The organism is Roseovarius ramblicola (genome assembly GCF_042430665.1).
Classification (GTDB): Bacteria; Pseudomonadota; Alphaproteobacteria; order Rhodobacterales; family Rhodobacteraceae; genus Roseovarius; species Roseovarius ramblicola.
This window is the reverse complement of record NZ_JBHMEC010000017.1, coordinates 287,877-312,823: the sequence shown is the minus strand read 5'-3', so window position 1 is coordinate 312,823 and position 24,947 is coordinate 287,877. Positions and strand designations below refer to the sequence as shown.

The following is a 24,947-nucleotide window of genomic DNA, read 5'->3' as shown; positions in this document are numbered from 1 at the left end:
CGGGCAAACCTTTGATATCAGGGGGTTTTTGAAATCACCCACGGTCGAGCAGATAAATCTGGTTCTGGAACGCAACCTTGAGGATCGCCTGCGCCGTCGTCTCCACCGACAGCGCCCGCCGCGCCAGCCGCAGGTGTTTTTCCACCGTGGCGGGTGTCAGCCCCATGAGCATCGCGATATCCTGCACCGTCTTGCCGTCGCCGACCCAGCCCAGCACCTCGCGCTGCCGGTCGGTGAGCGCCCGGTGCGGCGATTCGTAGGGCAAGGACAGGATGCAGCGATGCACCACGTTGTTGACCGCGAGGATCGTCTCGCCATCGCGCTGCCAGAGCGCGTCAACCTCGGCCTGCGTCATTCCCGTTGCCGCGGTCAGCGCGATCGCCGCCTTCATCCGCGGGCGCAGCGAGCGAAAGCTGATCGAATAGCCCGCCGTCACCCCGTGACGCCGGTTGAAGGCGATGACCGCGCGCTCCTCGGGGGAGAAATCATCCGCCGCCAGCCGCGCGTCGAGCACCGACCACGAGCACGCGCCGTCATTCTCCAGCGACCAGCGCACCATCGGCGCGTGGAAATACAGGCCCTCGTTGACGAACGCCTCGGCATAGTCGGGGTCGTGATTGGTCAGGACGATGAAATCCTCGGGGCTGCCCAGCGAATTGGCGGTGCGGAACTGCGTGCATCCATAGAGCAGCCGGTCGAATCCGTAATCGGCCATCACCCGCGTGTGGATGTCCCACAGCTCTTCCATCGTGGTTGCGTCCAGCAGCCTGTTCAGCGCCGCCGGGTCGATCATCCGCGACGCTCCAGATGTCCGCGCAGCGCGTCGATGGCCAGCACATAGCCGTGCGCGCCGAAACCGCAGATCACCCCGAGCGCGACCCGCGCGATATAAGAGTGGTGGCGAAACGGCTCGCGCGCGTGGATGTTCGACAGGTGTAACTCGATGGTCGGCACCTGCACCGAACTGATCGCGTCCATCAGCGCGATGGAGGTATGCGTATAGGCCCCGGCGTTGAGGATGATCCCGTCGTGATGACCGCGCGCGGCGTGGATGGCATCGACCAGCGCACCCTCGTGATTGCTCTGCGCGAAGCCGAGCGCCAGCCCGTGCGCCGCGGAATGGGCGCGGCACATCGCCTCGATATCGGCGAGCGTCTCGTGGCCATAGACCTCGGGTTGCCGGGTGCCCAGCAAGTTGAGGTTGGGGCCGTTCAGGATCAGGATGGAAGCCATGCGGTGTCTCCTCGATGCCCTTAGTTAACCCCGGGGGACGTGATCTGTCGAGTGCGGGAGTCGATCTGAGGATCATTGTTCAAATACCTGATTTCAAGCCATATTCCCGTGTCGGCAAACCGTCGGTATCGTGTCGGTATTCCGTCGGTGCGGGATCGTGGTAATAATATTTAACATAATACCGATTATGCGCCTATTGGCATCGACCGTGCAGGAGCCCCGCGCGGGCCCCCGTCAGCGGTAGCTGCGGCCCGCGATCACCTGCATCCGCTGATCCGGGCATGTGTAATGCGCACTCAGCGGATCGCGGCACGGGGCCTCGATCACCCGCAGTGCGAGCCACGCACCGAGGCCGGCGAACGCAGCACCGCCCAACGCCTGCCCGATGAGCACGCCCTCCGCGCCGAACACCATGCCCAGGCCCACGGCAAAGGGCCACGTCCCGGCGGTGTGCCGCCCCCAGTTGAGCGCCGTGGAATAGCCCGGATGCCCGAGATTGTTGAACGCGGCGTTCGACACGAACAGGATGCCGTTGAGCAGGATCGCCGGGGCCAGCGGCCCCATGAACAGGAACATCAGCTCGCGCATCTGGCCGGTCGCGCCGAACAGATCGGCCACCGGCGCGCGTAGGCTGACCAGCACCGCGCAGGCCAGCAGCACGTAGAGCGCCAGAAACCGCAGACCCTCGCGGAAGGTGCCGAGCACGCGATCCATGCGCCCTGCCCCGAAATTCTGCGCGAAGATCGGGCCGAGCGCCCCCGACAGGCCGAAGATCACCGCCGAAACGAATGGCATCATCCGGTTGATGACGGCCATGCCCGCCACCGCGTCCGAGCCGTATTTCGCCATCTCGCGGGTGACGATGGCGGTGCCCACGGGGGTGGCGACCGTGGTCATCATCGCCGGCGCCGCGATGCCCAGCGCATCGCGGAAATCGCGGCGCAGGCATTCCGGGCGGGGCCAGCAGAACGCGCGGTGGCGGCTCTGTGCCATCGCCAGCGCCAGCCCCGCGGTCGCCAGCCGCGCCATCACCGTGGCGATCGCCGCACCGTCCAGCCCCAGCCCCAGCGCAAAGATCAGGATCGGATCGGCCACGCCGTTGACCGCCGCACCGAGGAGCGACGGCACCATCGCCCCCTGTGCGTCGCCATGCGCGCGCAACGCCGACACCGCCACCATCGCCAGCCCCGACAGCGCCGTGCTCGGCAGGATGATCCACAGATAGCCCGCCGCCAGATCGGCCTCGCGCCCGCCCGCGCCGAGAAAGCCGAGGATTGGCCCCAGCAGCGGCAGCGCCAGCAGCGGCACCAGCGCCCCGAAGCCGAGCGCGACCACGGCGGTGCTTGCCGCGTGCTCGGCGGCGAGACGCGGGTCGTCCTCACCCAGACCCCGCGCCACCAGCGCGCCGGAGGCGATGGACAGGCCGATATTCATGGCGCTGGCAAAGAACATCACCACCCCGGCATAGCCCGCCGCCGCAGCCAGCTCGCTCTGGCCCAGCATCGAGATGAACATCACGTCCATCAGGTCCACGGCGAAGATCGCGGCGATGCCGAGGCTCGAAGTGAGCGACATCACCGTGACGTGGCGCAACAGGTTGCCTTGTGTGAACCGGGCCCTGCCCCCGGCGCTGTCGGTATGGGCCATCTCGCCGCTCCTTGTCCTTGGGGGCGATATAGACCCTGCATCCGTGCGGAAAATACCCCCGGATGTCACATCACATGTGCGAAAATGTCATATCCGCGCCGCGACCATGTGCACCATCCGCGCCGCCATCTCGAAGCCCAGCGTGCGCAGCGCGGCCAGCGCCTCGGCGTGGCTGTCCACCGCCCCGACAGGCAGCCCGGTCTCGTCGCCCGTCAGCAGCGCATGGGCCGCCGCCTCGCCAAACACGGTGCCCGGCGCGATGCCCCGCCCCGAATAGCCGAACACCGCCAGCCCCCCCGGCCCCAGCCGCAGGATGCGCGGCAGGTGGTCGCCGGTCATGGCGATGCGCCCGGCCCAGACATGCGCCAGCGGCGCTTCGGCCAGCCGGGGCAGCAGGTGCGCCAGCTTGCGCCGGGCCCAGCCCTCGTGGATCTGCCCGCCCGCGCCCATGCCGCCGAGAATCACGCGCCCCGCCGCATCGCGCCGCAGCGAGGTCATCACCGTGCCGGTATCCCAGCACCCCTCGCCGCCGGGCAGGATATCGCCCGCGATGTTGTCGCCCAACGGGGCGGTGGCGATCTGAAAGAAATTGACCAGCGGCAGGTCGGGCAGCCGCGCCCCCCCAGCGGGCCGGTGATAGGCGTTGGTGGCCATCAGCAGGCGGCGCGCGCGCAGCTTGCCGCCATCGGTGCGCAGCACCCATTGGCCGCCGTGATGCTCGGCGGCGATGACGGCGCTGTGCTCGAAGATGCGCGCGCCCGCGGTCGCGGCGGCCCGCGCGAGGCCCCGTGCATAGGATAGCGGCTGTATCGTGCCGGCGCGCGGATCGTGGAGCGCGCCGTGGAACCGGTCCGAGCCGGTGCGCCGCGCGGTCTCGTCCGCGTCCAGCACGGCGACCGGCGCGCCGCGTGCCTGTGCCTGCTGCGCGCGGCGGCGCAGGTCCCGCAGGCCGCCGGGCGCGTGCGCGAGGTGGAGCGTGCCGGCACGCTGCGGCTCGCAGGCGATGTCATGCTGCGCGATGTGACCAAAGACGCGATCCGGGGCGGCGGCCAGCGTGGCGTTGAGCGCCTCGCCCGGCCCCTGCCCCAGCCGCGCAGCCACCGCGTCGGGCGGCAGCCACAGCCCGGCATTGACCAGCCCCACGTTGCGCCCCGAACCGCCGTGGCCCACGCGCTCGGCCTCCAGCAGCACCACCTCGGCGCCCTGACTCGCCGCCGACAGCGCCGCCGCGAGCCCGGTATAGCCGCCGCCCACGATGGCGAGATCGGCGCTGCGCTCGCCCTGCAGGTCGGGGGCGGTGAAGCGTTCTCCGGCGCTGGCCTGCCAGAGGCTGTCAGGTTCTGAGGAAACGTGTTTTGTCAGAGGGTTACGCCTTGCTTTTCATGTTCAGAAAAAGGCTTCAGAAAAAGGCCTGAAGCCCGGTCTGCGCCCGTCCTAGGATGAGCGCGTGCACATCATGCGTGCCCTCGTAGGTGTTGACCGTCTCGAGGTTGACCATGTGGCGGATGACCTGGAATTCCTCGGAGATGCCGTTGCCGCCATGCATGTCGCGGGCGTGGCGCGCGATCTCCAGCGCCTTGCCGCAATTGTTGCGCTTGATGAGGCTGATCATCTCGGGCGCGGCGCGCGCCTCGTCCATCAAGCGGCCCACCCGCAGCGCCGCATCGCATCCCAGCGCGATCTCGGTCTGCATGTTGGCGAGCTTGAGCTGAAAAAGCTGCGTCTGCGCCAGCGGGCGGTTGAACTGCCGCCGGTCGAGCCCGTACTGCCGGGCAGCATGCCAGCAGAACTCGGCCGCGCCCATCACCCCCCAGGCGATGCCGTAGCGCGCCCGGTTGAGGCAGCCGAACGGCCCCTTGAGCCCCTGCACATCGGGCAACAGGGCGTCCTCTCCCACCTCGACCCCGTCCATCACGATCTCGCCGGTCACCGAGGCGCGCAAGGAGAGCTTGCCGCCGACCTTGGGGGCGCTGAGGCCGGGTGTGCCCTTGTCCAGCACAAAGCCGCGGATGCGCCCGTCATGGGCCTCGGATTTTGCCCAGATAACAAAGACATCGGCGATCGGGCTGTTGGAAATCCACATCTTGGTGCCGGTCAGGCGATAGCCGGTGCCGGTCTTTTCGGCGCGGGTCTTCATCGCCGCCGGATCGCTGCCGGCGTCCGGCTCGGTCAGTCCGAAACAGCCGATGAGGTCGCCCGAGGCCAGCCCGGGCAGGTACTTGCGGCGCTGCGCCTCGCTGCCATAGGCGTAGATCGGGTACATCACCAGCGAGCTTTGCACGCTCATCATCGAGCGGTATCCCGAATCGACGCGCTCGATCTCGCGCGCCACGAGGCCGTAGCTCACGTAACTGGCCCCCAGCCCGCCGTATTCCTCGGGGATGGTGGTGCCCAACAGGCCCATCGCGCCCATCTCGCGGAATATCTCCGGCTCCACCCGCTCCTCGCGATAGGCGTCGATCACCCGCGGTTGCAGCGTCCCTTGCGCGAACTCGCGGGCGCTGGCGGCGATCATGCGCTCCTCTTCCGAGAGTTGATCGTCGAGCCGCAGCGGATCGGCCCAGTCGAAGGCGCCCAGATCGGGCGCGTCCTTGGCACGGAGCGGGGTAGCGGGGGCGTTCATGACGGTATCCTCAACATTTCGGTCCTGTTGCTGCAAGGATAGACTGGTCAAATCCCCGCGAATACCGATATTTTCGCATAAACCCATGAGTTTTGCGCAAAAAGGCACGCCGCCATGCCCCTCCCCCGCCGTAGCCTGCCCTCCATCGCGTCCCTGCGCGCGCTCGAGGCGCTCGACCGTCTCGGCAGCGCGACGGCGGCGGCAGCGGAATTGTCGCTGACCCAGAGTGCGGTGAGCAGGCAGTTAAAAACGCTGGAGGATTTCATCGGCCACCCGATCCTGACGCGCGAGGGGCGCGGCGTGCGCCTGACGCCCGAGGCCGCCGACTATGCCGCCCGCGTGCGCGGCGCGCTGGAACAGATCGCGCAGGCGACGATGCGGCTGTCGGTCAATGCGGCGGGCGGCACGCTCAGCCTCGCGATCCTGCCCACGTTCGGGATGCGCTGGCTGGTGCCGCGCCTGCCGGATTTCGCGCATCGCCACCCGGAGGTGACGATCAACCTCTCGACCCGGCTAGACAAGTTCAACTTTGCCTCGGAACCATTTGATGCCGCGCTGCATTTCGGACAACCCGACTGGCCGGGAACGGGCGCGCTGCGGCTCCGTCACGAGGCGATGGTGGCGGTCGCCACGCCGGATTTCCTGTCGCGTCAGCGCGCCCTGCGCGGCCCGCGCGACCTGCTGCGCCTGCCGCTCCTGCATATCGGGACGCGACCCGACGCCTGGGCCGACTGGTTCGCGGCCCGCGGCGTCACGGGCGCGCCGATTGGCGGCACCATTCATGATCAGTTCGCAACCATCATGCAGATGGCGCTGCACGGGATGGGGGTGGCGCTGCTGCCCGATTACCTGGTGGAGCAGGAGCTGGCCACCGGGCGGCTCGTGGCCCCCTGCGGCGGGCCGGTCACCATGCGCGGGGCCTATTACCTCGTCTGGCCCGAGCGCCGCGCGCAGGATGCCGCCCTCTCGGCGTTCCGCGACTGGCTCGCCGGTCAGGCGGATGACGAGGACGGGCTGCCGCGCTGACCGCGCTCAGCCGAGCGCGTAGCCCGCGCCGCGCACCGTGCGCAGCGGATCGTTGCCGCCATGCTGGCACAGCGCCTTGCGCAGCCGCCCGATATGCACGTCCACGGTGCGCGTATCGACATAGATGTCGCGGCCCCAGACCCGGTCGAGCAATTGCTCGCGCGACCACACGCGCCCCGGCTTTTCCATGAAGGTGGCGAGCAGGCGGAACTCGGTCGGGCCGAGCTTGAGCGGCTTCTCGCTGCGCGTCACCCGGTGGGTCTCGGCGTCGAGCACGATATCCTGGTATTCCAGCCGCTCGCCGATGCTCGCCGGCCGCGTCCGGCGCAGTTGCGCACGCACCCGCGCCATCAGCTCGACCAGCGAATAGGGTTTGATCACGTAATCATCGGCGCCGGTTTCCAGCCCGCGCACGCGGTCCACCTCTTCCGAGCGCGCCGACAGCATGATGATCGGGATGCCCCGCGTCTCCGACCGGGTCTTGAGCTGACGGCACACCTCGATCCCCGAGACATTGGGCATCATCCAGTCCAGCACGATGATGTCGGGGGGCGCCTCGGCCACCATCATCAGCGCCTCCTCGCCGTTGTCGGCGGTCATCACGCGAAAGCCGTCGGCTTCGAGGTTGTAGCCCAGCACCTCGCGCTGCGCCGGTTCATCCTCGACCAGCAGCACGGTGGGTTGTTCGGTGGACATGGCCCGGTCCTCCGCTCACGACACCGGAGAGATCGAGGGGTCGGTCGAGGTCATATCGCCCTTGGGGCGCGGCTCGTCGGGCATCTCGCCGGTGACGAGATAGATCACCTGTTCGGCGATGGAGGTCACAAGATCGCCCATCCGCTCGGTGTTCTTGGCGATGAAATGCAGGTGCATGCAGGGGGTGATGTTGCGCGCGTCCTCCATCATGAAGGTCAGGAACTCGCGGAAGATGGCGTTGTACATCTGGTCCACGTCCTCGTCGCGCGCGATCACATCCTCGGCCACGCCCGCGTCGCGCTGGATATAGGCGTCGAGCACGTCGCGCAGCATCTCCTCGACCGCGCGCGCCATCCGCCGAAGCGCCGCCGGAGAGCCGTTGACCTGCGTCATCGAGGTCAGCACGGCGGTGCGCTTGGCGATGTTCTTGGCATAGTCGCCGATGCGTTCGAGGCTGGCGGAAATCTTGATCACGGTCAGCACCAGCCGCAGGTCGCCCGCGGTGGGAGCGCGCCGCGCGATCAGCAGCGCCGCCTCCTCGTTGATCTGTTCTTCCAGCGCGTCGATGGCGGCGTCGGCGCGGCGCACCTGCTCGGCCAGTTCCTCGTCGCGGGTCTCGAGCGAGCGCGCCGCGTCGGCGATGGCCCGCTCGACCATCCCGCCCATCTTCATGATCTGCGCCTGGATACCCTCCAGGTCGCGGTCAAACGAGGACACGATATGCTTTTCGTTCATGGTCTCTGCTCTCCTCCGCCGGGCCGCGGCTGTCTCGGGTCCGGGGGCGATGTGGGTTGCGCGTCCCGCGCGCGGCTCTGGCCACCTGCTAGCCGTGTTCGACAACAGGAATGCTAAGGTTTTGTAACAGGATTATGACATCATGCGTCGCCGGACGCCATGCCCGCCCCGTCACCCGTCCCAGCGCGGCAGGATCACCGAAAACGTGCTGCCCTGCCCCGGCTCGGACGCGATCCGCAGCCGCCCGCGATGACGGTTGACGATGTGCTTGACGATGGCAAGCCCCAGCCCGGTGCCGCCCATCTCGCGCGAGCGGTGGGTATCCACGCGATAGAACCGCTCGGTCAGGCGCGGGATGTGCAGCGGGTCGATGCCGGGGCCGCGGTCGCGCACCGTGACGGCGATGGCGGGCATCCGCAGGGTGGCATCGTCAGGATGCGGTGCCAGCGTGATCTCCACCGAATTGTCGTCGCCGCCATACTTGACGGCGTTCTCCACCAGGTTGGTGAACACCTGCTGCAACTGGTCGGCATTGCCCGGCACCAGGCACGCCCCGCCCGGCTCGAACCGCAGGCCGCAGCCCCGCTCGCGCGCCAGCGGGCGCAGCATGGTCACCACCGTGCCCATCACGGCGGCGAGATCCACCGGCTCGCGCGGGCGCACCCGTTCCTCGCCCTCGACCCGGCTCAGCGACAGCAGGTCATGGACCAGCCGCTCCATCCGCGCCGCCTCGCGCGCCATGATGCCCAGAAACCGGTCCATCGCCGCCTCGTCACGGCGCGCGGGCCCTTGCAATGTCTCGATGAAGCCCATGAGCGAGGTCAGCGGCGTGCGCAGTTCGTGGCTCACATTGGCGACGAAATCGCGCCGCATCTGCGCCGCCTGCTCGCGCTCGGTCAGGTCCTCGAACGACACCAGAACGCCCGGCGCCGCGCCCGCCGCGACCGTGACCGCCGCGACATGGGCGCGATAGGTGCTGTCGCGTCCGTCCTTCGCGGCCTGGTAGGTGATGGTCCGCACCGTGCCGTCGCCGGCGGTGGCCTCGATCGCCGCGCGCAGGTCGGGCTGGCGCATGGCGGTGAGGAAATGCCGCCCCTCGACGGCCTGCCCCAGCATATCGCGCGCCGCCGCGTTGGCGGCCACGATGCGCGCGTCGGGCCCCACCAACACCGCCGCGAGCGGTAGCCCCGCGAGCAGCGAAACGGTGCCCTCCATCGCCGCTCAGACCTCGCTCAGCCCGGCGCGAAAGCGGCGCATCCGCTCCTGGTAGTGCACGGCACTCGCGCGCAGCCCGGCGATGGCATCGGCGTCGAGGCTGCGCACCACCCGGCCCGGTGCGCCCATCACCAGGCTGCCATCGGGGATTTCCTTGCCTTCGGTCACCAGCGCGCCCGCCCCGATCAGGCAGTCGCGCCCGATGGTCGCGCCGTTGAGCACCGTGGCACCCATGCCGATCAGGCTGTTCCCGCCGATGGTGCAGCCGTGCAGCATCGCCTTGTGCCCGATGGTGCAGCCCGGCCCGATCGCGAGCGGATAGCCCATGTCGGTGTGCAGCACGCAGTTTTCCTGCACGTTGCTGCCCGCGCCGACCCGAATGTCCTCGTTGTCGCCGCGCAGCGTGCAGCCGAACCACACCGAGGCCCCCGCCTCGATCACCACGCGGCCGATCACGTTGGCGTCGGGCGCGATCCAGGTGTCGTCCGCCACCTCGGGCGCGACACCGTCCAGAGCATAAAGGGTCATAGCGTCTCCTCGAATTCGGTCTGCAGCCGCCGCACATGTTCGGTCAGCCAGGGCTGTTGCGTGCGGCGCAGGCGGATGGCCTCGATGATGGTGCGCAGACGCGCCTCGGTGGCGTCGAGATCGTCATTGACCAGCACGAAATCGTAGCTGTCCCAGTGGCTGATCTCGTCCCAGCTCTTCTGCATCCGCCGCGCGATCACCTCCGGCGTATCCTTGCCGCGCGCCTGAAGCCTGCGGTGCAATTCGTGGATCGAGGGCGGCAGCAGGAAGATCGACAGCGTGTGCCCGCCAAGCGCGGAGTTGCGGATCTGCTGCGCGCCCTGCCAGTCGATGTCAAAGAGCACGTCGCATCCTGCGTCGATCGACGCCTGCACCGGGGCGCGCGGCGAGCCGTAGAAATTGCCGAACACATGCGCGTGCTCCAGCATCCCGCCCTCGGCGACCTGCCGCTTGAACGCCTCCTCCGACAGGAAATGATAATCGCGCCCGTCCTCCTCGCCCGCGCGCGGCGCGCGGGTCGTGGCCGACACCGAAAAGCTCAGCGTCGGGTCCCATGTCAACAGCCGCTGCGACAGCGTCGACTTGCCCGCGCCCGACGGCGAGGACAGGATGATCAGAAGCCCGCGCCGCCCGCTCATAACGCGCGCCGCCGCTTCATCTTGCCGAAAATATCCATCCGCCCCCTCCGCTCATTCCACGTTCTGGATCTGCTCGCGCATCTGGTCGATCACCGTCTTGAGATCGAGCCCCACCGCCGTCAGATCGGCGTTCTGCGCCTTGGAGCATAGCGTGTTGGCCTCGCGCATGAATTCCTGCGCTAGGAAATCGAACTTGCGTCCCACCGGCGAGCCCTGCGCCAGCAGCTCGCGCGCCGCCGCCACATGGGCGCGCAGCCGGTCGATCTCTTCGGTCACGTCGAGCCGCACGGCCACCAGCGCCAGTTCCTGCGCGATGCGCTCGGGCGGCACCTGCCCGGCCTGGTCGGTGACCCGCGCCAGGGCCGCATGATGTGCCTCGGCGATGGCACCGGCACGCGTGTCCAGCACGCCCCCGGCCTGTGTCACGAGCGCCGCGATGCGGTCGAGTTGATCGGCGATCACACGCGCCAGCGCCGCGCCCTCGGCCTCGCGCATTGCCACGAAATCGCCCAGCAGCGCGGCGAATTCCGCCTCCAGCGCCGGGCCGTCCGCCGCATCGGCCACCGGTGCCCCGCCGGTCTCCAGCAGGCCACGCAGCGCCAGCACCTGCGCCGCCGTCGAGGGCGCGAGCGTCAGCCCCGCCGCGTCGGCGCGCCGCTCGGTTTCGGCCAGCGCCGCCAGCGCCACGTCGAGCGCATCCTCGTCAAGCGAGAGCCCGCCCGCCTCGGCCATGTCGTGAAATCGCAGCACCACCGTCACGTTGCCGCGCGCGAGCCGTTTGGCCGCCGCCGACCGCAGCCGCGTCTCCAGGCCCTCGGTGCCCTCGGGCAGCCGCAGCCGCAGGTCGAGCCCCTTGCCGTTGACGCCGCGCATCTCCCAGACCCGGGCGCGCGGCCCGTCCTCAACGCTGCGCGTGGCGAAGGCGGTCATCGAGCGGATCATGGGGCGTGCGGTCTCCCTCGTGGCGGTGCCGCCCCCTGTTAGCCATTGCACGCCCGGCTGGCAAGCCGCGCATCTGGGCGCGCGAGGGTTAACCAGATACCGCGAATTTTAGATACATGCGCCACGAATTGTGACAATCTTACCAGACCGTCCGGCGCGCAGATCGCCGCTTCACCAGCGCGCGCAAACCTGACGCAGACCGGGGCGCAAGCGGGTGGCCCGGGGGCGCAGCAAGGGGTGAGACCATGTGGGATGATCTGACAGAACCCGGCCCGGCACAGGGCGGCGTGGGCGATACGCAGCCACAGACCCGAGCGCAGACCCGTGCGCAGACCCGTGCGCAGACCGAGGCGCATCTGCGCGCCTTCCGCGCCCATTGGGAGGCCTGCCGCCGCGGCGGCGACGTGCCGATGCGCGCCGATATCGACCCGCGCGGGATCGCGCCGCTGATTTCCGGCGCCTTCATCGCCGAGCGCATCGCGCCGGGCGTGGCGCGGCTGCGGGTGGCCGGGATGGCGCTCAACGATGTGATGGGCATGGAGGTGCGCGGCATGCCGCTCACCACCTTCATCGAGCCCGGCGACCGCGATGCCTTTGCCATGAACGTGGTCGATCTCTTCGACGGCCCGGCGATCCTGCGCCTGTCGCTGCGGTCGCGGCGCGGCATCGGACGGCCCGCGCTCGACGCGACGCTGATGATGCTGCCGCTGCGCAGCGATCTCGGCGACATCTCACGCACGCTCGGCTGCCTCGTGACCGATGGCCCGATCGGGCGCGCACCCCGCCGTTTCGCCATCGCGGAGGCCGAGACGCTGCTGCTGCGCGGGGCCGCCCCGCGCCCCGCCGCGCCGCCCCTGCGCCCGCTGGCGGGCGGGCGGTCGCAGGCCCCGGCGGGGCGCCGGGAGCGGTCTCATCTGCGGCTCGTCACCTGAGCACCGGGTCGCGCGCGACTGACCTGGAGCGGACGTCGGGGGGAGCCGCGCCATTGCATGTCCGTCACGCCAAAGGCGTGCCGACTGTTTCGGCGCACCTTCGGTGCGACGGGTGAGGAGCCGCGCGAGGGCCCGACCGCGGGTGGGCGCTCCAACGATGAAACGGCGCGCTTTATGGTGCCATATACTCCCGCGTTATCAATAACTTGAGACGTAGAAAAGCGCCCGCCCGGGGGGCGGTCGGGCGCTCGCGCGGCGGTGCCTTGCGGCACCTTGATTCCGCGCGGGGGGCCAAGCGCCCAACGACCGCAACAGGCCACAACCGCCGTCGTCAGACCGCCTGCGCCTCGGCCATGCGATCGCGCAGGCCCCTGAGTTCCTCGGCGACGAGAAACGCAAGCTCCAGCGATTGCGAGGCGTTGAGCCGCGGGTCGCAGGCGGTGTGGTAGCGATCCGAAAGGCTCTCCTCGCTCAGCGCGCGCATCCCCCCGGTGCACTCGGTCACGTCCTGCCCGGTCATCTCGAAATGCACGCCGCCGGGGATGGTGCCCTCGGCGCGGTGGATGGCAAAGAACTCCTGCACCTCGCGCAGCACCGCATCGAACGGCCGGGTCTTGTAGCCGGTGGCCGACTTGACGGTGTTGCCGTGCATCGGGTCGCACACCCACAGCACGTTCGCGCCCTCTTCCTCGACGGTGCGGATGAGGCGCGGCAGGTTCTCGCCCACCTTGCCCGCGCCGAACCGCGCGATCAGCGTCAGCCGCCCGGCCTCGTTGTCGGGGTTGAGCGTGGCCAGCAGCCGCTTGAGATCGTCCGAGGTCATGGTCGGGCCGCATTTCAGCCCGATCGGGTTGAGCACCCCGCGCAGGAATTCCACATGCGCCCCGTCGGGCTGGCGCGTGCGGTCACCGATCCACAGCATGTGCCCCGACCCCGCGAGCCATTTGCCCGAGGTCGAATCGAGGCGGGTGAGCGCCTCCTCGTATTCCAGCAGAAGCCCCTCGTGCGAGGTATAGAAATCCACCGACCTGAGCGTGTGCGCGCTGTCGCTGTCCACGCCCGCCGCCTTCATGAAATCGAGCGCGTCGGCGATATGGCTCGCCATCTCGCGGTAGCGCGCGGCCTTCTCGCTCTCGGTGAAACCCAGCGTCCACTGGTGCACCTGGTGCATGTCGGCGTAGCCGCCGGTGGAAAACGCGCGCAGCAGGTTCAGCGTCGCCGCCGCCTGCGTGTAGGCCTGCAGCATCTTTTCCGGCGCAGGGATGCGCGCCTCGGGGGTGAAGGCCAATTCGTTGACGATGTCGCCGCGATAGCTGGGCAGCTCGACCCCCTCGACCACCTCGGTGGGCGCCGAGCGCGGCTTGGCAAACTGGCCGGCCATGCGCCCCACCTTGACCACCGGCACCTTGGCCCCGTAGGTCAGCACCATCGCCATCTGCAGCATCACCTTGAAGGTGTCGCGGATCGCATCGGCGCTGAACTGGTCGAACGCCTCGGCGCAATCGCCGCCCTGCAACAGGAACGCCTCGCCGCGCGACGCGGCCCCGAGCGCGCGTCTGAGCCGCCGCGCCTCGCCGGCGAAGACCAGCGGCGGATACTGGCGCAGACGCTCCTCGACGCGGGCGAGCGCCCCGGCATCGGGATAATCCGGCATCTGCACCCGCTCTTTCGCGCGCCAGCCGGTTTTCTGCCATTCCGTCATCGTCGGTCTCCGCTTTGTCATTCGGTCGCGCCCCTCTATACTCGACCGGGCACGCGGAGACCAGAAGCGGTTTTGGTCGAAATGCGACACGATCGCGCGTGTTTGGCTTGTGAATCGCGACGGTTTGATGACAGTGGTTCCCGAGCGCGGCGAAAGAGGGGACCCGATGTCGGATGTCGTGACAGTCAAGGTGGATGTGCCGCGGGCACCGACGCGGTTCGTGTTCGTGCTGCTCGACTCGTTCACGCTGTTGAGCTTTGCGGGGGCGCTCGAATGCCTGCGCATCGCCAACCGCATGGCCGGGGCGGAGCTTTACACCTGGGCGCTGACCGGCGACACCGACGATGTCGTGATCTGCTCCAACGGGGTGCGTTTCCACGTCGACCTGCCGCTGTCGGAACTCAGGCGCGAGGATGTTCTCATCCTGTGCGGCGGGGTGGACATCCAGAAGACGGTGACCAAGCGGATGCTCAACTGGCTGCGCCGCGAGGCCCGCCGGGGCCTGCGCATCGGCGGGCTCTGCACCGCGTCCTGGGTGATGGCCCGCGCCGGGCTTCTCGATGGCAAGCGCGCCACCATCCACTGGGAAAACCACGACGCCTTTCTGGAGGAATTCGAGGAAGTGACGCTGACCAAGTCGATCTTCATGATCGACGGCAACCGCATGACCACCGCGGGCGGCACCGCGTCGATCGACCTGATGCTCAGCCTGATCGCCGCCGACCACGGCGAAAAGCTCGCCAATGCCGTGGCCGACCAGCAGATCTATTCCTCGATTCGCACCGACCAGGACACCCAGCGCCTGTCGGTGCCCACCCGAATCGGCGTGCGCCACCCCAAGCTCAGCCAGGTCATCCAGATGATGGAGAACAACATCGAGGAGCCAATCAGCCCCTCGATCCTGGCCCGCGACGTGGGCATGTCCACCCGCCAGCTCGAACGCCTGTTCCGCCGCTACCTGAGCCGCAGCCCCAAGCGGTATTACATGGAACTGCGGCTGCAAAAGGCGCGCAACCTGCTCATGCAGACCGACATGACGGTGATCAACGTGGCGCTCGCCTGCGGCTTTGCCTCGCCGTCGCATTTCTCCAAGTGCTACCGCGCGCATTACCAGACCACCCCCTACCGCGAGCGCGGCGCGCACGGCGCGCGGCTGTCGGTCTGAGGCAGCCGGCGGGCGGCACCCGTCCGCGGCGGAGCCGTGAGCCCTGACCCGAACCGGCGCGCCTGATCGCGGTGGCGCGTTCCTCTCGCATGAGGCATGACCGCCCGCAGCCCCGCCGACGCCATGCGCCACGGGCGACGTCGGCGGTGCCGGGCGCTGAATAGCGGGCCCGGAGGGCGAAGCGGATATGGATTTCGGCGCGAAAAGGGGATCGGGGTGCCCCGGTTCGATGGCTTCGCCGGCACGATCACATGAGGTTGTCGATGTCCACGAAGCCGATACCGGGGCTGTAGGTATACCGCAGTTTCCTGACCTCGCGGCCGCCCATGGTCGTTTGGCTCCAGATATACTCCATCGAGCCCGCCCGGCCCTTGTAGCTGAACGACGGCTTGGTCACTCGGATCGACACGTTGTATTTCGTCGCCTTTCCCTCGGCATACGCGGTCATGGAATAGGTTTTCGTCACCCCGCCCTGCCAGATGCCTTGAGGCATCAGCGCATCGTCGAGAAAAAACCGGTCGCTGCGATCCGGCCGGCTGTCATAGACGCGCGACAGGGCGCTGCCATCCGCGCGCAGGGTGTAATAACCGATCTTGGGTCCGGCGTCTTCCTGCTTGGTGCGGACATAGACCGTCATGGGCCGCCCGGTGACCGGATGGGTCCAGGTGCGCGGACCGCTGATCCGGCGTATGCCTTCGACATTGTCGACGCGATCTCCGAACGTCACGCCGGGCACGCCGGTCCAGAGGCCGAAACCGATGTTGACCGGGCCGCCCCGCGCCCGGCTGACCGGCGCAGTCATGCCGCACCCCGAGATCAGGGCGGCGGCACCGCCGGCCGCGGTGGTGATGAAGGCGCGTCGCGTGAAATTTTCAGACGTCATGTTGTTTGTCCTTTGCTTGGGGGTAAACGGGATCATTTCCCGGTTTCCGGGGTCTTGTTTTCAGTTGCGGAGGCGGGCCTGTCGTTGCCCGTCGCATCGGACGGTCGCGGACGGATCGAGCGTGCCCCGGCCAGATCACCGCCGGCGAGCGTTGTCGCAACAAGCGCGGCGCTGTTTATGGTTCGGAAATGCCGGGCCAGACGCGCGATGTCGGCGGCACCGAACCCGATCCCGTCGGCGTCGATCAGCGCCAGCGCAGGACGGGCCAGCAGCCCGCGGGCCAACAGGATGCCACGGGTTTCGGCAACCGACAGGTTACGCCGTCCCTCCTCGACGCGCCCGTCCAGCCCGCCGATGCGCGCGAGCAAGGGACCGAGGCCGATATCCTCAAGCACCTTGCTGATCTCGGCGTCGGCTGGCGTGCAGCCGGTTCCCAGAAGCACATCGCGGCGCAAGGAACCGCGCAGCGACGGCGAGGCCCCTCCGAGATACAGCAGTTCCTGCGGATCCAGCTCCGCCGGGCGACGCCCGAGCACACGAAACACACCGGCGTCGGGCTCATCCAGCCCCGCCGCGAGCATCAGCAGGCGGCCGGAACTGACCGGATCGGCCCCCTGAAGCAGGCGAACGTCGCCACGGGCCAGTTTCAGATCGCAAGGCACACCGTCCACAGGCACGCTGCGAATCATCAGGGCCGCGCGCCCGGCGCGCGCCGGGCGCAAGGGCCGTCCCAGCCGGTGAATACGCGGGGCCGACAGGGCCTGCGCCAGTTTCCCGGATGCGATCAGCCAGCCGATCCGGCGGTCGCGGATATCGGCGACATGCCGCATCGGGCGCACGATCATCGACAATGTCAGCAGCGCCGCGACCGTCTCGCCGATGGCGATGCGGTAATGCAGGCACAGCGCAAGCGTCAGGGCGGTGGCAACCCCCGAGGCCATGTCGGGCATCGCCCGCGTCGCCCCGGAGAGGCGGGCGCGCTCTATCCCCGCCTGCACGATTTCGGCGGATTGAGCCTGCAGAGTGCGTCTTTCCGTCCTGATCCGGCCGGCACGGCGCAGGGCGGTGGCCTGTTGCAGACGTTCGGACATGCTGGCCGCCAGACGTGCCCGGCTCTTGCGGAGCCGCGCATGGGCGCGGCTCAGCGGCGGGCCGAGCCGAAGCATCACCGCAAAGGCGAGCGCCACCGGCACCGCGGCGGCCGGCACGAGCCTGGGGTCGATGGCGGCCAGCACCAGCAAGGCGGCCGGCAGGATGACCGCGGCGGAGATCGCGCGCGCAAGCCCGATACCGGCCCAGTTCTTCAACGCGGTGAGATCGCCGACGTAGCGCAGCGACAAGGCGCCGGTCCGTCTTTTGGCCAGCCACGATGTCGGCGCCTTGCTCAGCCGCAGGAACAGCAGCTCTCGTGTTTCGGCCGTGTAACTCTGGCCGACACGCTCGGCCAGCACCCGTTCCGCATGGCGCAAGGCGGCAAGGCCGATGCCCGCCACGGCCAGCAGGATCAGCGACCCCACGGGCATGGCGGTGCCGCCATCGCGGACCGTGCCGATGGCGTCGCGCACCGCAACGGCCGAGGCCACCAGCATGGCCCCCTGTCCGAGGGCGGCACCGATCAGCAGCGCAAAGGGCCGCCGCCGGTCGCCGCCCGCGATGTCGGGCAGGCGGGTCATTCGGCGGCCTGTACGGGGCGGCACAATTGCAGCACGGCCGAGGCTGTTGCCGGGTCGGCCAGGGCGTCACGGTCCAGCACCGGCAAGCCGCTCGCGTCGGTCGGCATCGTCGCGGGGCTGCGCGTCATGAGGCCGGTCAGTGCCACCGGTACATGTCCGGTTTTCGCCAGCCTGGCCAGCGCCGCCTCGGCCGACAGGGCATCGGTCGCCGCCAGCATCAGGGCATCGCTGACACGGCCCAGCGTTGGCCGCGCCAGCAGTTCCGCCGTTTCGACCTGTGAAATCCCGTCGGCGAACTCCACGACGGCGACATCGCACCCGCTGCGCAGGGTCCCGGCCAGAAGCCGCTCCAGCGCGGCTTCGATCCGCGGCACCGGCTGTCTGAAGGTCGCGGCCATTCCCGCATCGGTGAAATCCAGCACCTCCGTCGCCCCGGCAGCTGCATAGAGATGGGTATCGCAGAACGCAGCCGTCCCCGTGGCCTTGATGGCCCCGACCTTCAGTCCCAGCCGCGTCAATCCGTTGACCAGCCCGGCGACCGCATCGGTCTTGCCCGCGTTCATGCCCGTGCCCAGCACGGTGATCACGGTTTGCGGCCGCCCCTTCCCGCACTGGGAAAGCGCGTATGCGTCGAGGTTAAGGGCGGCGCCATCGCGGCCCACGAGACGCCCGCACAGGGTCAGACGGGTGGCCGGCTTGATCGCGCCATGCCGCGACTGCTCCACCCCGGCCACGCCGCCGCCCGCCAGAAGGCTGAGCGAACGGTCGTCGCGCAATCCGACGGTGCCGATGAACTGATCGGTTGCGAAACGATCGCCCGCGGCAAGGACGATCCTGTCACCGCAAAAGAGCCGCGAATAACGCCCGTCCCGCAACTGAATGCGCCGGTGCTGGCTGATCCTCGTCACCTCGACCAGCAACAGATCGCCCGACCGCAGGTCATCCGGCGCGACGTCCAGCGCAGCAACATCCGCCTGCTGCACGCGGCGGGTGGCGTGGCACCACTTGGCGCGTTCAAGCCGCGCCGGCTGTGTCGTGAGGGTCCGGGTCATGCGCATGTCCTTCCGCAAGAATGCAGGCCAGAGGGCCGGTTGTGTCCGAAATCGAGAAAAACACCGGTCAGCCCCGCGTCGGCGCAGTCGGTGAAGCTGTGGCCGCAGTCGGGCAGAATGGCGAAATCCACACGATCGGGCATGTTCAGGGCCCGTGAGGCGGCACGCAGGGCGGTGGCCCATGTCCTGGCGCGGGTCAGGCGGTCACGTCCCTGCTGCGCGTCGATCCGCGGGCCGGACCGCGTCTTGTCATCGACCACGCAGTCGCGCGCGCCCACCCGAATGGCGATGTCACGATCCAGAAAGGCACGCAGATTGGTGCGAAAGCAGAAAGGTGCAGCGCTCGGCCCGGTCCTCTCAGGCCCGATGCCAAAGGGATAAGCGGTGTCCTGGTCAGGAAAGGTCCACCATCCGGCAGACGCCACCGAAAGCCGCGCGACCCGGTTCGGATAGAGCCAGGTGAACCGGTGCGCGAACTGCGCACCGCCGGAAAAGCCGGACATGTCCACCGGTCCCCGGGGAATCCGGCCCTCTGCCTCCAGCGACGACAACAGGGCAAGAAGCGCGTGGTCCGCACGCGCGGGGCATGCCGCGCGCTGGTACCTTGGCCAGTGGTCCTTGTCGAAGACCGGAAGAACGATGGTCCGACCGGTCGCCTGCGCGGCATTCGCCAGGCCATCGGCCATGCCCGGAACATCCCTTGCGATGCCGTGCACGCTCACAAGCGGCCGTTCGCCGCGAGACTGGCGCGGCTCGATGATGACGGCGTCGGGGATGCGGCCGGGAATGCCGGGGCGGCGCGAAATCATGATGTTATCCCCGCGCCCGTTCGACCGCAGCGCAGGGCCGCGCCCGGACACCGGCGATACGCCGGACGGTACGATGCGCGCAACCGTCGGGCGAGGACAGGTCAAGACATCCGTTGCTTCGATTTGCGTCACCATCATTGTACTCCTCGCATCCCGCGCTGCTCCGGCACCGCCGGCATTCCTGTTTCTGCATGTGACCCTCATCGCCATTCGCCTCGAAGAAGGCGCGTCATTCGAGCGCCGGTGTGACGCGGTAACGGCGGGGCGGTCGCTGTTATTCCCCGCAACCCGGAAAAATCGGAGGCGCCTGTTCGGTGGGTTCGCGATGGGCAACGGACGCGTGCCCCGACCGACCGGCACGGGTGCGACAAATGGCCTCTGCGTGACGCGACCGGAGCTCGGGTCAGGAGGGCCGGCCGCAGCCCCCATCCGCGGGGGTCCGCCGGTGAGCCGCGGAGCTCGTGTTCAGCCACGCAACCCCTTTCCGCGGTGCGTCGTTCAGTCCCGGTCATGTCGTTCACGTCTCCCCGATGCATGTGCCGCCCGAGTTCATGTCCGTCGGCGGCGGGTCCGTTCATTCGGGTCGATGACTGCGGACCCGTGGTGGCGATGACATGGAGATGACCGAAACGCCCCGCATGATCCATTGGACCAAGGCTTGCGGCGTGGGGTATCCGGCCGTATAAACCAAAGTCATACGGCACTTTGGAGGCTGTCGGAGATGGACATGCAGCAGCACTTCCCGGCGTTTCGCACGGGGTCGATGACCCGGGGCGCCGTGGTCATCGGAGGCATTGTCCTGCTGTCCAGCATGGCGTTCTTCGGGTTCGACGTGGTCGCGGACATCCTGGAGCATGGCGTGACGCCGGTCGGGTACACGACCGGCGAACTGACCCATCTGATCTTTGAAATGCTCGCGGTGGCCGGTCTCGGCTATGCGGTCTTTACCTTGCGCGTCTATCTTGTGCTGCTGCAACGCGAAACCGAACGCACCCGTGAAACGATCCACATGATGCGTGGAAACTTCGACGAAGTCCTGCGTGGCAAGTTCGAGGAATGGGGGCTGACTGCCGCGGAGCGCGATGTCACGCTTCTGATAATCAAGGGTCTGAGCGTTGCTGACCTGGCAGCCGCCAGGAATACCGCTCCGGGCACAATAAAGGCGCAGTCCACATCGGTCTTTCGCAAGATCGGCGTCCGGTCGAAGGCCGAACTCATGAGCACGATCATAGATGAGTTCCTGAGCGTGCAGGCACCGTCGCTCAAATAGCGCGAGGACGCGATGCCGGGACGTCAAGATGCCGGGACGTCAACCGGCGTCGTCATCGGAGGGCCGCACAACGCCGGGCAGCGGTGGCGGCGCAGGGCCGCGATCCGGTCAGGGAACGAGAGACCGAGGGGCGGGCGGCGCGGCGCGGGGATATCTCACTCGCGGTCATCACCGACGCAGCTACGCGGCCGCCGGCTTGCGCGCCCGGACATGACCGGGACGAAGCTGCCCCTGATCCGCGAGCAGTGCGCGGATGCGGGCGTTTTCGACGGACTGTTCCGCCTGCGCCTCGCCGAAACGAGCGACATAGGTGTCGAAGAGCGGCCCTTTCAGCCGCTCGTACTCATCGCGGGCATAGTCGCGGAACCACGCGTTGCGGTCATCGAGCGAGATGTCGGTGAATCCCGCCACGCGCACGTACTCGGCCGCGCTTTCCAGCGTGTCCATCTCGTAGGTCTCGTCGCCCTCGGTGGCCCAGTCGCGCATCTCGGGCGTGAAAGGCTCCGCGCTGCGGAACCAGTCGCTCACCACGATCGGGGCGCCGGGCGCGGCCACCCGGTATAGCTCGGCGAAGGCTTGGGCCTTGTCCGTCAGGTCGACGATGGAGTCCTTGCTGAACACCATCCCGAAGGTCGCGTCGGCGAAGGGGAGCGGCCCCGGATCGACATGGCGGAAGTCCAGACTGTCCTGCAGACCGCGCCGGCGGGCCGTTGCCTCAGCTTGCGCCAGCGACGCCGCGTCGATGTCGGCGCCGGTGACATGGGCGGCGCCGTGTTCTTCGACCAGCAGCACGTCGTAGCCGCCGATGCCGCAGCCGAGGTCGAGCACCGCTCGCCCGCCCACGTCGAGCCCGGCCAGCATCCGCGCCAGTTCCGGCGCGCCGCCGGGCGACAGAAACCCCTCGCCCCAGCGCAGTTGCAGGTTCTCGAGCAATGCGTCGGTGTAATAGAGGGCATGTTGCAGCTCTTGCGCGGTCATGATCATACCCTCCGGAAATTGGTGCAGCGCGGGCGCCAGGCATTCGGGGCGGGGCGGCGGGCCGGCGCACGGTCGTGGACCGGGCGCAGCGCCCTGAGACAGGGATAGCGGCTGTAGAGCAGTAGATCGTCGCCCGGCAGCGCGTCGTGGTAGCGATGGCGTGTCATTGTGTCCTCCTTGGTGTGCAGTCATGGTCAAGGGCGCCCTCAATCAGAACGCTACGGCCCGGACGGCATTGACAACAAACGATACTTTCTCACAGCATTGATTAGGAAAACTAAGGCATTCGCCATGGCCCGCCGCTTGCCAGTGCTCAACCAGGTCCGCGCCTTCGAGGCGGCGGCGCGGCATCGCAGTTTCAAGACCGCGGCGGAGGAGCTGGGCGTCACCCAGGCCGCCGTCAGCCACCAGATCAAGGCGCTGGAGGAAACGCTCGGCGTACGCCTCTTCATCCGGCGCACCCGCGCCGTAGACCTCACGCCGGAGGCGGCGCGCGCCCTGCCGGCCCTGACCGCGGCGCTGGACGGGATCGAGGCGGCGATGCTGGAGCTGGGCGGCACCGCGATGACCGGCGATCTGGCGATCTCGGTGGCGCCCTTCTACGGCAACCGCTTCCTGCTGCCGCGGCTGGCACGGTTCCACGCCGCCCATCCCGGGCTGACGGTGCGGCCGTATCTGTCCTTTGCGCAGGCGGACCTGCTGCGCGAGGGGCTGGACGGGGCGGTCCGCTTCGGCACCGGCGCCTGGCCGGGGCTGGAGGCCCGGCTGATCCACCGCGACTGCGTCGGGCCGGTCTGCGCGCCGCAGATGGTGGGCGATGCGGCCCTGCCGATGGACCCGGGCGCGCTCCGGCGCCTGCCGCTGGCCACCACCCGGCAGTGGCGCGGGGAATGGGCGGCGTGGTTTGCGGCGCTCGGCGCGGGGGACGCGTCGCCGGATGACCTGATCGAGCATGACAGCCGCGCGCTGGCTTTCGACGCGGCGCTGTCGGGCAACGCGGTGTGCCTGGCCGATATCCGCCTGACCGGCGCGGCGGAAGCCGCCGGGCAGCTGGTGCGCCTGCACCCCTTCACGCTCGAACGCGACCAGGGCATCCACGCCGTCTGGCCCGCTGGCAAGCGCCCCGACCCGCGCATGATCGCCTTCGCCGAGTGGCTGGAGGAGGAGGCCCGCGCGGCGGCGCAGTGATGGGGCAGCCGCGGTCGCACAGCGCCGCAACCGGGTGCAGCAGCCGGCTTCGACAAGGCGAACGTCCTAAGAGTATCTTTTCGACTGGACCCGGATGTCGCAGTTGCAGCGAATGTCGGCAATGCGGGCTGCTCCCGCGGTATCGCAGTTCGCCGCTGAACGGCCGGTTCGGGCCGCTTGCGACTGACTGGCCGCCCACGGTTCGCAACTTTGCCGGGTCAGATTCCTGCGCAAAGCTGCCGCTCGGACCTTCGCCGAACGGCGGAGGCACAGCAGATGCAGGCCGGGAAGCTTACGTCGGGTGCAGACCACGAACTGGTAACAGTGACGGCCTGTCGCTTGAGTAGGGGGATCGCACCCATAAAGCTGGGCGATCAAGGGGGCAAAACGAGCAAAATACCCAATTAATAAATACTTTGAGGTACTTATAGCATTCTTGTGGTGCCGCGTGAGGGAATCGAACCCCCGACCTTCGCTTTACAAGAGCGCTGCTCTACCAGCTGAGCTAACGCGGCCACGCACCGGCCCGTCCCATAAACGCAATCGCCGCGGCGGGCAAGCACCGCGGGGCCACGATTGCGGTTTTCCTCAACCGCAAAGCGCCTATACTGGCGCGAAATCCCGCGAGAGGTACAGGAGAGCAATGCAGGTTGTCATCCACGCAGGCGCGCACATGACCGACGAGGACAGGCTGATCGCCTGCCTGCGCGACAATGTCGAGACCCTTTCGCCGTGCGGTATCCATGTCCCCGATCCCGAGAGCTATCGCCGCCTGCTGCGCGACCTCATGCACACCGCGCAGAAGACCGCCCTGCCCGCGGACGCGCGCGACAGCGTGATGGCCGCCACCGGGACGCCCGAGGGTGCCGCGCGGCTGGTGCTGGCCAATCACGGCTTCTTCGGCACGCCCAGGATGTCCGTCGGCGGCGCGCGCTTCTACCCGGCGGCGGATATGCGGCTCGGGCTTCTCGGCGAGATATTCGCCCCCGACGGGGTCGCGCTGTTTCTCGGGCTGCGCAACCCGGCCACCCTGCTGCCCGCGCTGCTGCCCGACACGCCGTTTTCCACCGTGACCGAGCTGTTGCGCGGCGACGATCCGGCGCATCTGCGCTGGTCCGAGACGGTCGCGCGTCTCCGCGCCGCCCACCCGGAGGTCCCCGTCACCGTGTGGTGCAACGAGGACACGCCGCTCATCTGGGCGGATTTGCTGCACGCCATGACCGGCACCGGCGAGGACATGCCGCTCGCCGGCGAATTCGCGCTCCTGCCCGAGATCATGACGCGCGCCGGCCACCAGCGCTTTGCCGCCTATATCGCGGCCCGCCCCGACCTGACCGGCGCGCAGAAGCGCCGCGTGGTGGCCGCCTTTCTCGACAAGTTCGCCGACGAGGCGGCGATCGAAGAGGAGCTCGACGTTCCGGAGTGGGACCCCGGCATGATCGAGACGCTGAGCGCGCACTATGACGAGGACGTGGCCGAAATCGCGGACATGGACGGCGTGCGCATGATCCTGCCGTGACGCCGCGCGCGGCTCACCCTGACAGCGACAGGCGCAGCGTGACGCGATCCTCCAGCGGGTGAAAGCGCCGCCGGGCGAACAGCGCCCGGGCGCGCGCATCCGAACGGCCCGTCTCGACCTCGATGGCGCGCAGTCCGGCAGCCCCCAGCGCGCGCGGCAGGCTCCCCAGCACCTCCGAGCCGATGCCGCGTCCGCGCACCGCGCGGCGGATGTGCATCTCGTCGATTCGCGCCGTGAGCCCGCCCGCCGCCAGCGACCAGCCGAAGGAGAGCAGCACGTAACCGATCGGCGCCCGCGCCGGACCGACGAGATAGACCGCGCCGTGCGGGCACCCTTCCAGCAACGGCAGCAGTGCCGCGCGCGTGGCCGCCGCGTCGCCGGCGCCGCCCGCCTCGGCGGCGCGCGCGGCGACCATCGGTAACAGCCGGTCGAGATCGCCCGGCCGTGCCAGCGTCAGCGCCGTCAAGGCCGGCCCCGCCGCGCGCAAATGCCG

At 68.7% G+C, this 24,947-nt stretch carries 25 protein-coding genes and 1 tRNA gene; 6 read left to right on the top strand and 20 right to left on the bottom strand.

All coding sequences use genetic code 11. The annotated features are described in order from the left end of the window. Positions 1-34: 34 nt before the first annotated feature. The 5 genes from ACFFU4_RS12190 to ACFFU4_RS12170 form a co-directional block, all read right to left on the bottom strand. Positions 35-793 carry a LuxR family transcriptional regulator gene (locus ACFFU4_RS12190; RefSeq protein WP_377070042.1) on the bottom strand — a complete coding sequence of 253 codons (759 nt, stop codon included), beginning with the start codon at positions 791-793 and terminating at the stop codon, positions 35-37. Then, the gene (aroQ, locus tag ACFFU4_RS12185) at positions 790-1,233 is read right to left on the bottom strand and encodes a type II 3-dehydroquinate dehydratase (RefSeq protein WP_377070041.1); all 444 of its coding nucleotides are present in this window, start codon (positions 1,231-1,233) and stop codon (positions 790-792) included. Before aroQ ends, ACFFU4_RS12190 begins: the two co-directional genes overlap by 4 nt. Before the next feature lie 234 nt (positions 1,234-1,467). Further along, positions 1,468-2,880 (bottom strand): MATE family efflux transporter, encoded by a 1,413-nt coding sequence (locus tag ACFFU4_RS12180; protein WP_377070040.1) that lies wholly within the window; start codon positions 2,878-2,880, stop codon positions 1,468-1,470. Between the two features lie 87 nt (positions 2,881-2,967). Then, entirely contained in the window at positions 2,968-4,242 is a 1,275-nt protein-coding gene (locus tag ACFFU4_RS12175; RefSeq protein ID WP_377070336.1) for an NAD(P)/FAD-dependent oxidoreductase, read from the bottom strand. A 37-nt stretch (positions 4,243-4,279) separates the two neighbouring features. Then, the gene (locus ACFFU4_RS12170; protein ID WP_377070039.1) at positions 4,280-5,503 is read right to left on the bottom strand and encodes an acyl-CoA dehydrogenase; all 1,224 of its coding nucleotides are present in this window, start codon (positions 5,501-5,503) and stop codon (positions 4,280-4,282) included. 114 nt (positions 5,504-5,617) lie between these two features. Between ACFFU4_RS12170 and ACFFU4_RS12165 the strand changes: the two genes are divergently transcribed. Beyond that, complete coding sequence (locus ACFFU4_RS12165) at positions 5,618-6,529, top strand: LysR substrate-binding domain-containing protein (RefSeq protein ID WP_377070038.1); 912 nt, start codon at positions 5,618-5,620, stop codon at positions 6,527-6,529. Between the two features lie 6 nt (positions 6,530-6,535). Here the strand turns inward: ACFFU4_RS12165 and phoB are convergent, their stop codons facing one another. The 6 genes from phoB to ACFFU4_RS12135 all read right to left on the bottom strand — a co-directional run bounded on the left by phoB (position 6,536) and on the right by ACFFU4_RS12135 (position 11,283). After that, positions 6,536-7,225, bottom strand: a complete 690-nt coding sequence (gene phoB, locus ACFFU4_RS12160) for a phosphate regulon transcriptional regulator PhoB (protein WP_377070037.1) — start codon at positions 7,223-7,225, stop codon at positions 6,536-6,538. Between the two features lie 15 nt (positions 7,226-7,240). Continuing rightward, the gene (phoU, locus tag ACFFU4_RS12155) at positions 7,241-7,960 is read right to left on the bottom strand and encodes a phosphate signaling complex protein PhoU (protein ID WP_377070036.1); all 720 of its coding nucleotides are present in this window, start codon (positions 7,958-7,960) and stop codon (positions 7,241-7,243) included. Between the two features lie 171 nt (positions 7,961-8,131). Next, complete coding sequence (locus ACFFU4_RS12150) at positions 8,132-9,175, bottom strand: sensor histidine kinase (RefSeq protein WP_377070035.1); 1,044 nt, start codon at positions 9,173-9,175, stop codon at positions 8,132-8,134. A gap of 6 nt (positions 9,176-9,181) precedes the next feature. Continuing rightward, positions 9,182-9,703 carry a gamma carbonic anhydrase family protein gene (locus ACFFU4_RS12145; RefSeq protein WP_377070034.1) on the bottom strand — a complete coding sequence of 174 codons (522 nt, stop codon included), beginning with the start codon at positions 9,701-9,703 and terminating at the stop codon, positions 9,182-9,184. Then, positions 9,700-10,341 (bottom strand): guanylate kinase, encoded by a 642-nt coding sequence (gene gmk, locus ACFFU4_RS12140; protein WP_377070033.1) that lies wholly within the window; start codon positions 10,339-10,341, stop codon positions 9,700-9,702. The genes ACFFU4_RS12145 and gmk overlap by 4 nt, the downstream gene beginning before the upstream one ends. Positions 10,342-10,392: 51 nt before the next feature. Beyond that, a complete protein-coding gene (locus tag ACFFU4_RS12135) occupies positions 10,393-11,283 on the bottom strand; it encodes a YicC/YloC family endoribonuclease (protein WP_377070032.1) in 891 nt (296 codons plus the stop codon). Between the two features lie 245 nt (positions 11,284-11,528). Here ACFFU4_RS12135 and ACFFU4_RS12130 point away from each other — a divergent pair, with 245 nt between their 5' ends. Further along, positions 11,529-12,215 (top strand): PAS domain-containing protein, encoded by a 687-nt coding sequence (locus ACFFU4_RS12130; RefSeq protein WP_377070031.1) that lies wholly within the window; start codon positions 11,529-11,531, stop codon positions 12,213-12,215. Between the two features lie 331 nt (positions 12,216-12,546). Here ACFFU4_RS12130 and ACFFU4_RS12125 read toward each other — a convergent pair whose 3' ends face one another. Then, positions 12,547-13,917: a class II 3-deoxy-7-phosphoheptulonate synthase gene (locus ACFFU4_RS12125; RefSeq protein WP_377070030.1), complete on the bottom strand. Its 1,371-nt coding sequence runs from the start codon at positions 13,915-13,917 to the stop codon at positions 12,547-12,549. 166 nt (positions 13,918-14,083) lie between these two features. On the opposite strand from ACFFU4_RS12125, the gene ACFFU4_RS12120 reads away from it, so the two are divergent. Continuing rightward, positions 14,084-15,082 carry a GlxA family transcriptional regulator gene (locus tag ACFFU4_RS12120; protein ID WP_377070029.1) on the top strand — a complete coding sequence of 333 codons (999 nt, stop codon included), beginning with the start codon at positions 14,084-14,086 and terminating at the stop codon, positions 15,080-15,082. 247 nt (positions 15,083-15,329) lie between these two features. Here the strand turns inward: ACFFU4_RS12120 and ACFFU4_RS12115 are convergent, their stop codons facing one another. From ACFFU4_RS12115 to ACFFU4_RS12100, 4 genes are read right to left on the bottom strand one after another with little or no spacing between them, the layout of a single operon-like run. Continuing rightward, entirely contained in the window at positions 15,330-15,965 is a 636-nt protein-coding gene (locus ACFFU4_RS12115; protein ID WP_377070028.1) for a hypothetical protein, read from the bottom strand. A gap of 32 nt (positions 15,966-15,997) precedes the next feature. Next, complete coding sequence (locus ACFFU4_RS12110) at positions 15,998-17,638, bottom strand: ABC transporter transmembrane domain-containing protein (RefSeq protein ID WP_377070027.1); 1,641 nt, start codon at positions 17,636-17,638, stop codon at positions 15,998-16,000. Beyond that, positions 17,635-18,690, bottom strand: coding sequence for a hypothetical protein (locus tag ACFFU4_RS12105; RefSeq protein WP_377070026.1), 1,056 nt, complete (start codon positions 18,688-18,690; stop codon positions 17,635-17,637). Before ACFFU4_RS12105 ends, ACFFU4_RS12110 begins: the two co-directional genes overlap by 4 nt. Beyond that, a complete protein-coding gene (locus ACFFU4_RS12100; RefSeq protein ID WP_377070025.1) occupies positions 18,687-19,634 on the bottom strand; it encodes a hypothetical protein in 948 nt (315 codons plus the stop codon). The genes ACFFU4_RS12105 and ACFFU4_RS12100 overlap by 4 nt, the downstream gene beginning before the upstream one ends. A gap of 592 nt (positions 19,635-20,226) precedes the next feature. Here ACFFU4_RS12100 and ACFFU4_RS12095 point away from each other — a divergent pair. Continuing rightward, entirely contained in the window at positions 20,227-20,769 is a 543-nt protein-coding gene (locus ACFFU4_RS12095; protein ID WP_377070024.1) for a helix-turn-helix transcriptional regulator, read from the top strand. Between the two features lie 180 nt (positions 20,770-20,949). Here the strand turns inward: ACFFU4_RS12095 and ACFFU4_RS12090 are convergent, their stop codons facing one another. Next, a complete protein-coding gene (locus ACFFU4_RS12090; RefSeq protein ID WP_377070023.1) occupies positions 20,950-21,747 on the bottom strand; it encodes a methyltransferase domain-containing protein in 798 nt (265 codons plus the stop codon). Between the two features lie 2 nt (positions 21,748-21,749). After that, positions 21,750-21,914 carry a hypothetical protein gene (locus ACFFU4_RS12085; RefSeq protein WP_377070022.1) on the bottom strand — a complete coding sequence of 55 codons (165 nt, stop codon included), beginning with the start codon at positions 21,912-21,914 and terminating at the stop codon, positions 21,750-21,752. 124 nt (positions 21,915-22,038) lie between these two features. Here ACFFU4_RS12085 and ACFFU4_RS12080 point away from each other — a divergent pair, with 124 nt between their 5' ends. Beyond that, complete coding sequence (locus ACFFU4_RS12080; RefSeq protein ID WP_377070021.1) at positions 22,039-22,935, top strand: LysR substrate-binding domain-containing protein; 897 nt, start codon at positions 22,039-22,041, stop codon at positions 22,933-22,935. A 439-nt stretch (positions 22,936-23,374) separates the two neighbouring features. Here the strand turns inward: ACFFU4_RS12080 and ACFFU4_RS12075 are convergent. Then, positions 23,375-23,450: transfer RNA gene (locus ACFFU4_RS12075), tRNA-Thr, on the bottom strand. Positions 23,451-23,578: 128 nt separating this feature from the next. Here ACFFU4_RS12075 and ACFFU4_RS12070 point away from each other — a divergent pair. Next, positions 23,579-24,454, top strand: a complete 876-nt coding sequence (locus ACFFU4_RS12070; protein WP_377070020.1) for a hypothetical protein — start codon at positions 23,579-23,581, stop codon at positions 24,452-24,454. A 13-nt stretch (positions 24,455-24,467) separates the two neighbouring features. On the opposite strand, the gene ACFFU4_RS12065 is transcribed toward ACFFU4_RS12070, so the two are convergent. Further along, the gene (locus ACFFU4_RS12065) at positions 24,468-24,920 is read right to left on the bottom strand and encodes a GNAT family N-acetyltransferase (protein ID WP_377070019.1); all 453 of its coding nucleotides are present in this window, start codon (positions 24,918-24,920) and stop codon (positions 24,468-24,470) included. Positions 24,921-24,947 lie beyond the last annotated feature (27 nt).

Excerpts from the sequence above, each read along its gene's own strand:
- ACFFU4_RS12190 (WP_377070042.1), bottom strand. The coding sequence starts at position 793 with ATGATCGACCCGGCGGCGCTGAACAGGCTGCTGGACGCAACCACGATG.
- aroQ (WP_377070041.1), bottom strand. The coding sequence starts at position 1,233 with ATGGCTTCCATCCTGATCCTGAACGGCCCCAACCTCAACTTGCTGGGC.
- ACFFU4_RS12180 (WP_377070040.1), bottom strand. The coding sequence starts at position 2,880 with ATGGCCCATACCGACAGCGCCGGGGGCAGGGCCCGGTTCACACAAGGC.
- ACFFU4_RS12170 (WP_377070039.1), bottom strand. The coding sequence starts at position 5,503 with ATGAACGCCCCCGCTACCCCGCTCCGTGCCAAGGACGCGCCCGATCTG.
- ACFFU4_RS12165 (WP_377070038.1), top strand. The coding sequence starts at position 5,618 with ATGCCCCTCCCCCGCCGTAGCCTGCCCTCCATCGCGTCCCTGCGCGCG.
- phoB (WP_377070037.1), bottom strand. The coding sequence starts at position 7,225 with ATGTCCACCGAACAACCCACCGTGCTGCTGGTCGAGGATGAACCGGCG.
- phoU (WP_377070036.1), bottom strand. The coding sequence starts at position 7,960 with ATGAACGAAAAGCATATCGTGTCCTCGTTTGACCGCGACCTGGAGGGT.
- ACFFU4_RS12150 (WP_377070035.1), bottom strand. The coding sequence starts at position 9,175 with ATGGAGGGCACCGTTTCGCTGCTCGCGGGGCTACCGCTCGCGGCGGTG.
- ACFFU4_RS12145 (WP_377070034.1), bottom strand. The coding sequence starts at position 9,703 with ATGACCCTTTATGCTCTGGACGGTGTCGCGCCCGAGGTGGCGGACGAC.
- gmk (WP_377070033.1), bottom strand. The coding sequence starts at position 10,341 with ATGAGCGGGCGGCGCGGGCTTCTGATCATCCTGTCCTCGCCGTCGGGC.
- ACFFU4_RS12135 (WP_377070032.1), bottom strand. The coding sequence starts at position 11,283 with ATGATCCGCTCGATGACCGCCTTCGCCACGCGCAGCGTTGAGGACGGG.
- ACFFU4_RS12130 (WP_377070031.1), top strand. The coding sequence starts at position 11,529 with ATGTGGGATGATCTGACAGAACCCGGCCCGGCACAGGGCGGCGTGGGC.
- ACFFU4_RS12125 (WP_377070030.1), bottom strand. The coding sequence starts at position 13,917 with ATGACGGAATGGCAGAAAACCGGCTGGCGCGCGAAAGAGCGGGTGCAG.
- ACFFU4_RS12120 (WP_377070029.1), top strand. The coding sequence starts at position 14,084 with ATGTCGGATGTCGTGACAGTCAAGGTGGATGTGCCGCGGGCACCGACG.
- ACFFU4_RS12115 (WP_377070028.1), bottom strand. The coding sequence starts at position 15,965 with ATGACGTCTGAAAATTTCACGCGACGCGCCTTCATCACCACCGCGGCC.
- ACFFU4_RS12110 (WP_377070027.1), bottom strand. The coding sequence starts at position 17,638 with ATGACCCGCCTGCCCGACATCGCGGGCGGCGACCGGCGGCGGCCCTTT.
- ACFFU4_RS12105 (WP_377070026.1), bottom strand. The coding sequence starts at position 18,690 with ATGACCCGGACCCTCACGACACAGCCGGCGCGGCTTGAACGCGCCAAG.
- ACFFU4_RS12100 (WP_377070025.1), bottom strand. The coding sequence starts at position 19,634 with ATGGTGACGCAAATCGAAGCAACGGATGTCTTGACCTGTCCTCGCCCG.
- ACFFU4_RS12095 (WP_377070024.1), top strand. The coding sequence starts at position 20,227 with ATGCAGCAGCACTTCCCGGCGTTTCGCACGGGGTCGATGACCCGGGGC.
- ACFFU4_RS12090 (WP_377070023.1), bottom strand. The coding sequence starts at position 21,747 with ATGACCGCGCAAGAGCTGCAACATGCCCTCTATTACACCGACGCATTG.
- ACFFU4_RS12085 (WP_377070022.1), bottom strand. The coding sequence starts at position 21,914 with ATGACACGCCATCGCTACCACGACGCGCTGCCGGGCGACGATCTACTG.
- ACFFU4_RS12080 (WP_377070021.1), top strand. The coding sequence starts at position 22,039 with ATGGCCCGCCGCTTGCCAGTGCTCAACCAGGTCCGCGCCTTCGAGGCG.
- ACFFU4_RS12070 (WP_377070020.1), top strand. The coding sequence starts at position 23,579 with ATGCAGGTTGTCATCCACGCAGGCGCGCACATGACCGACGAGGACAGG.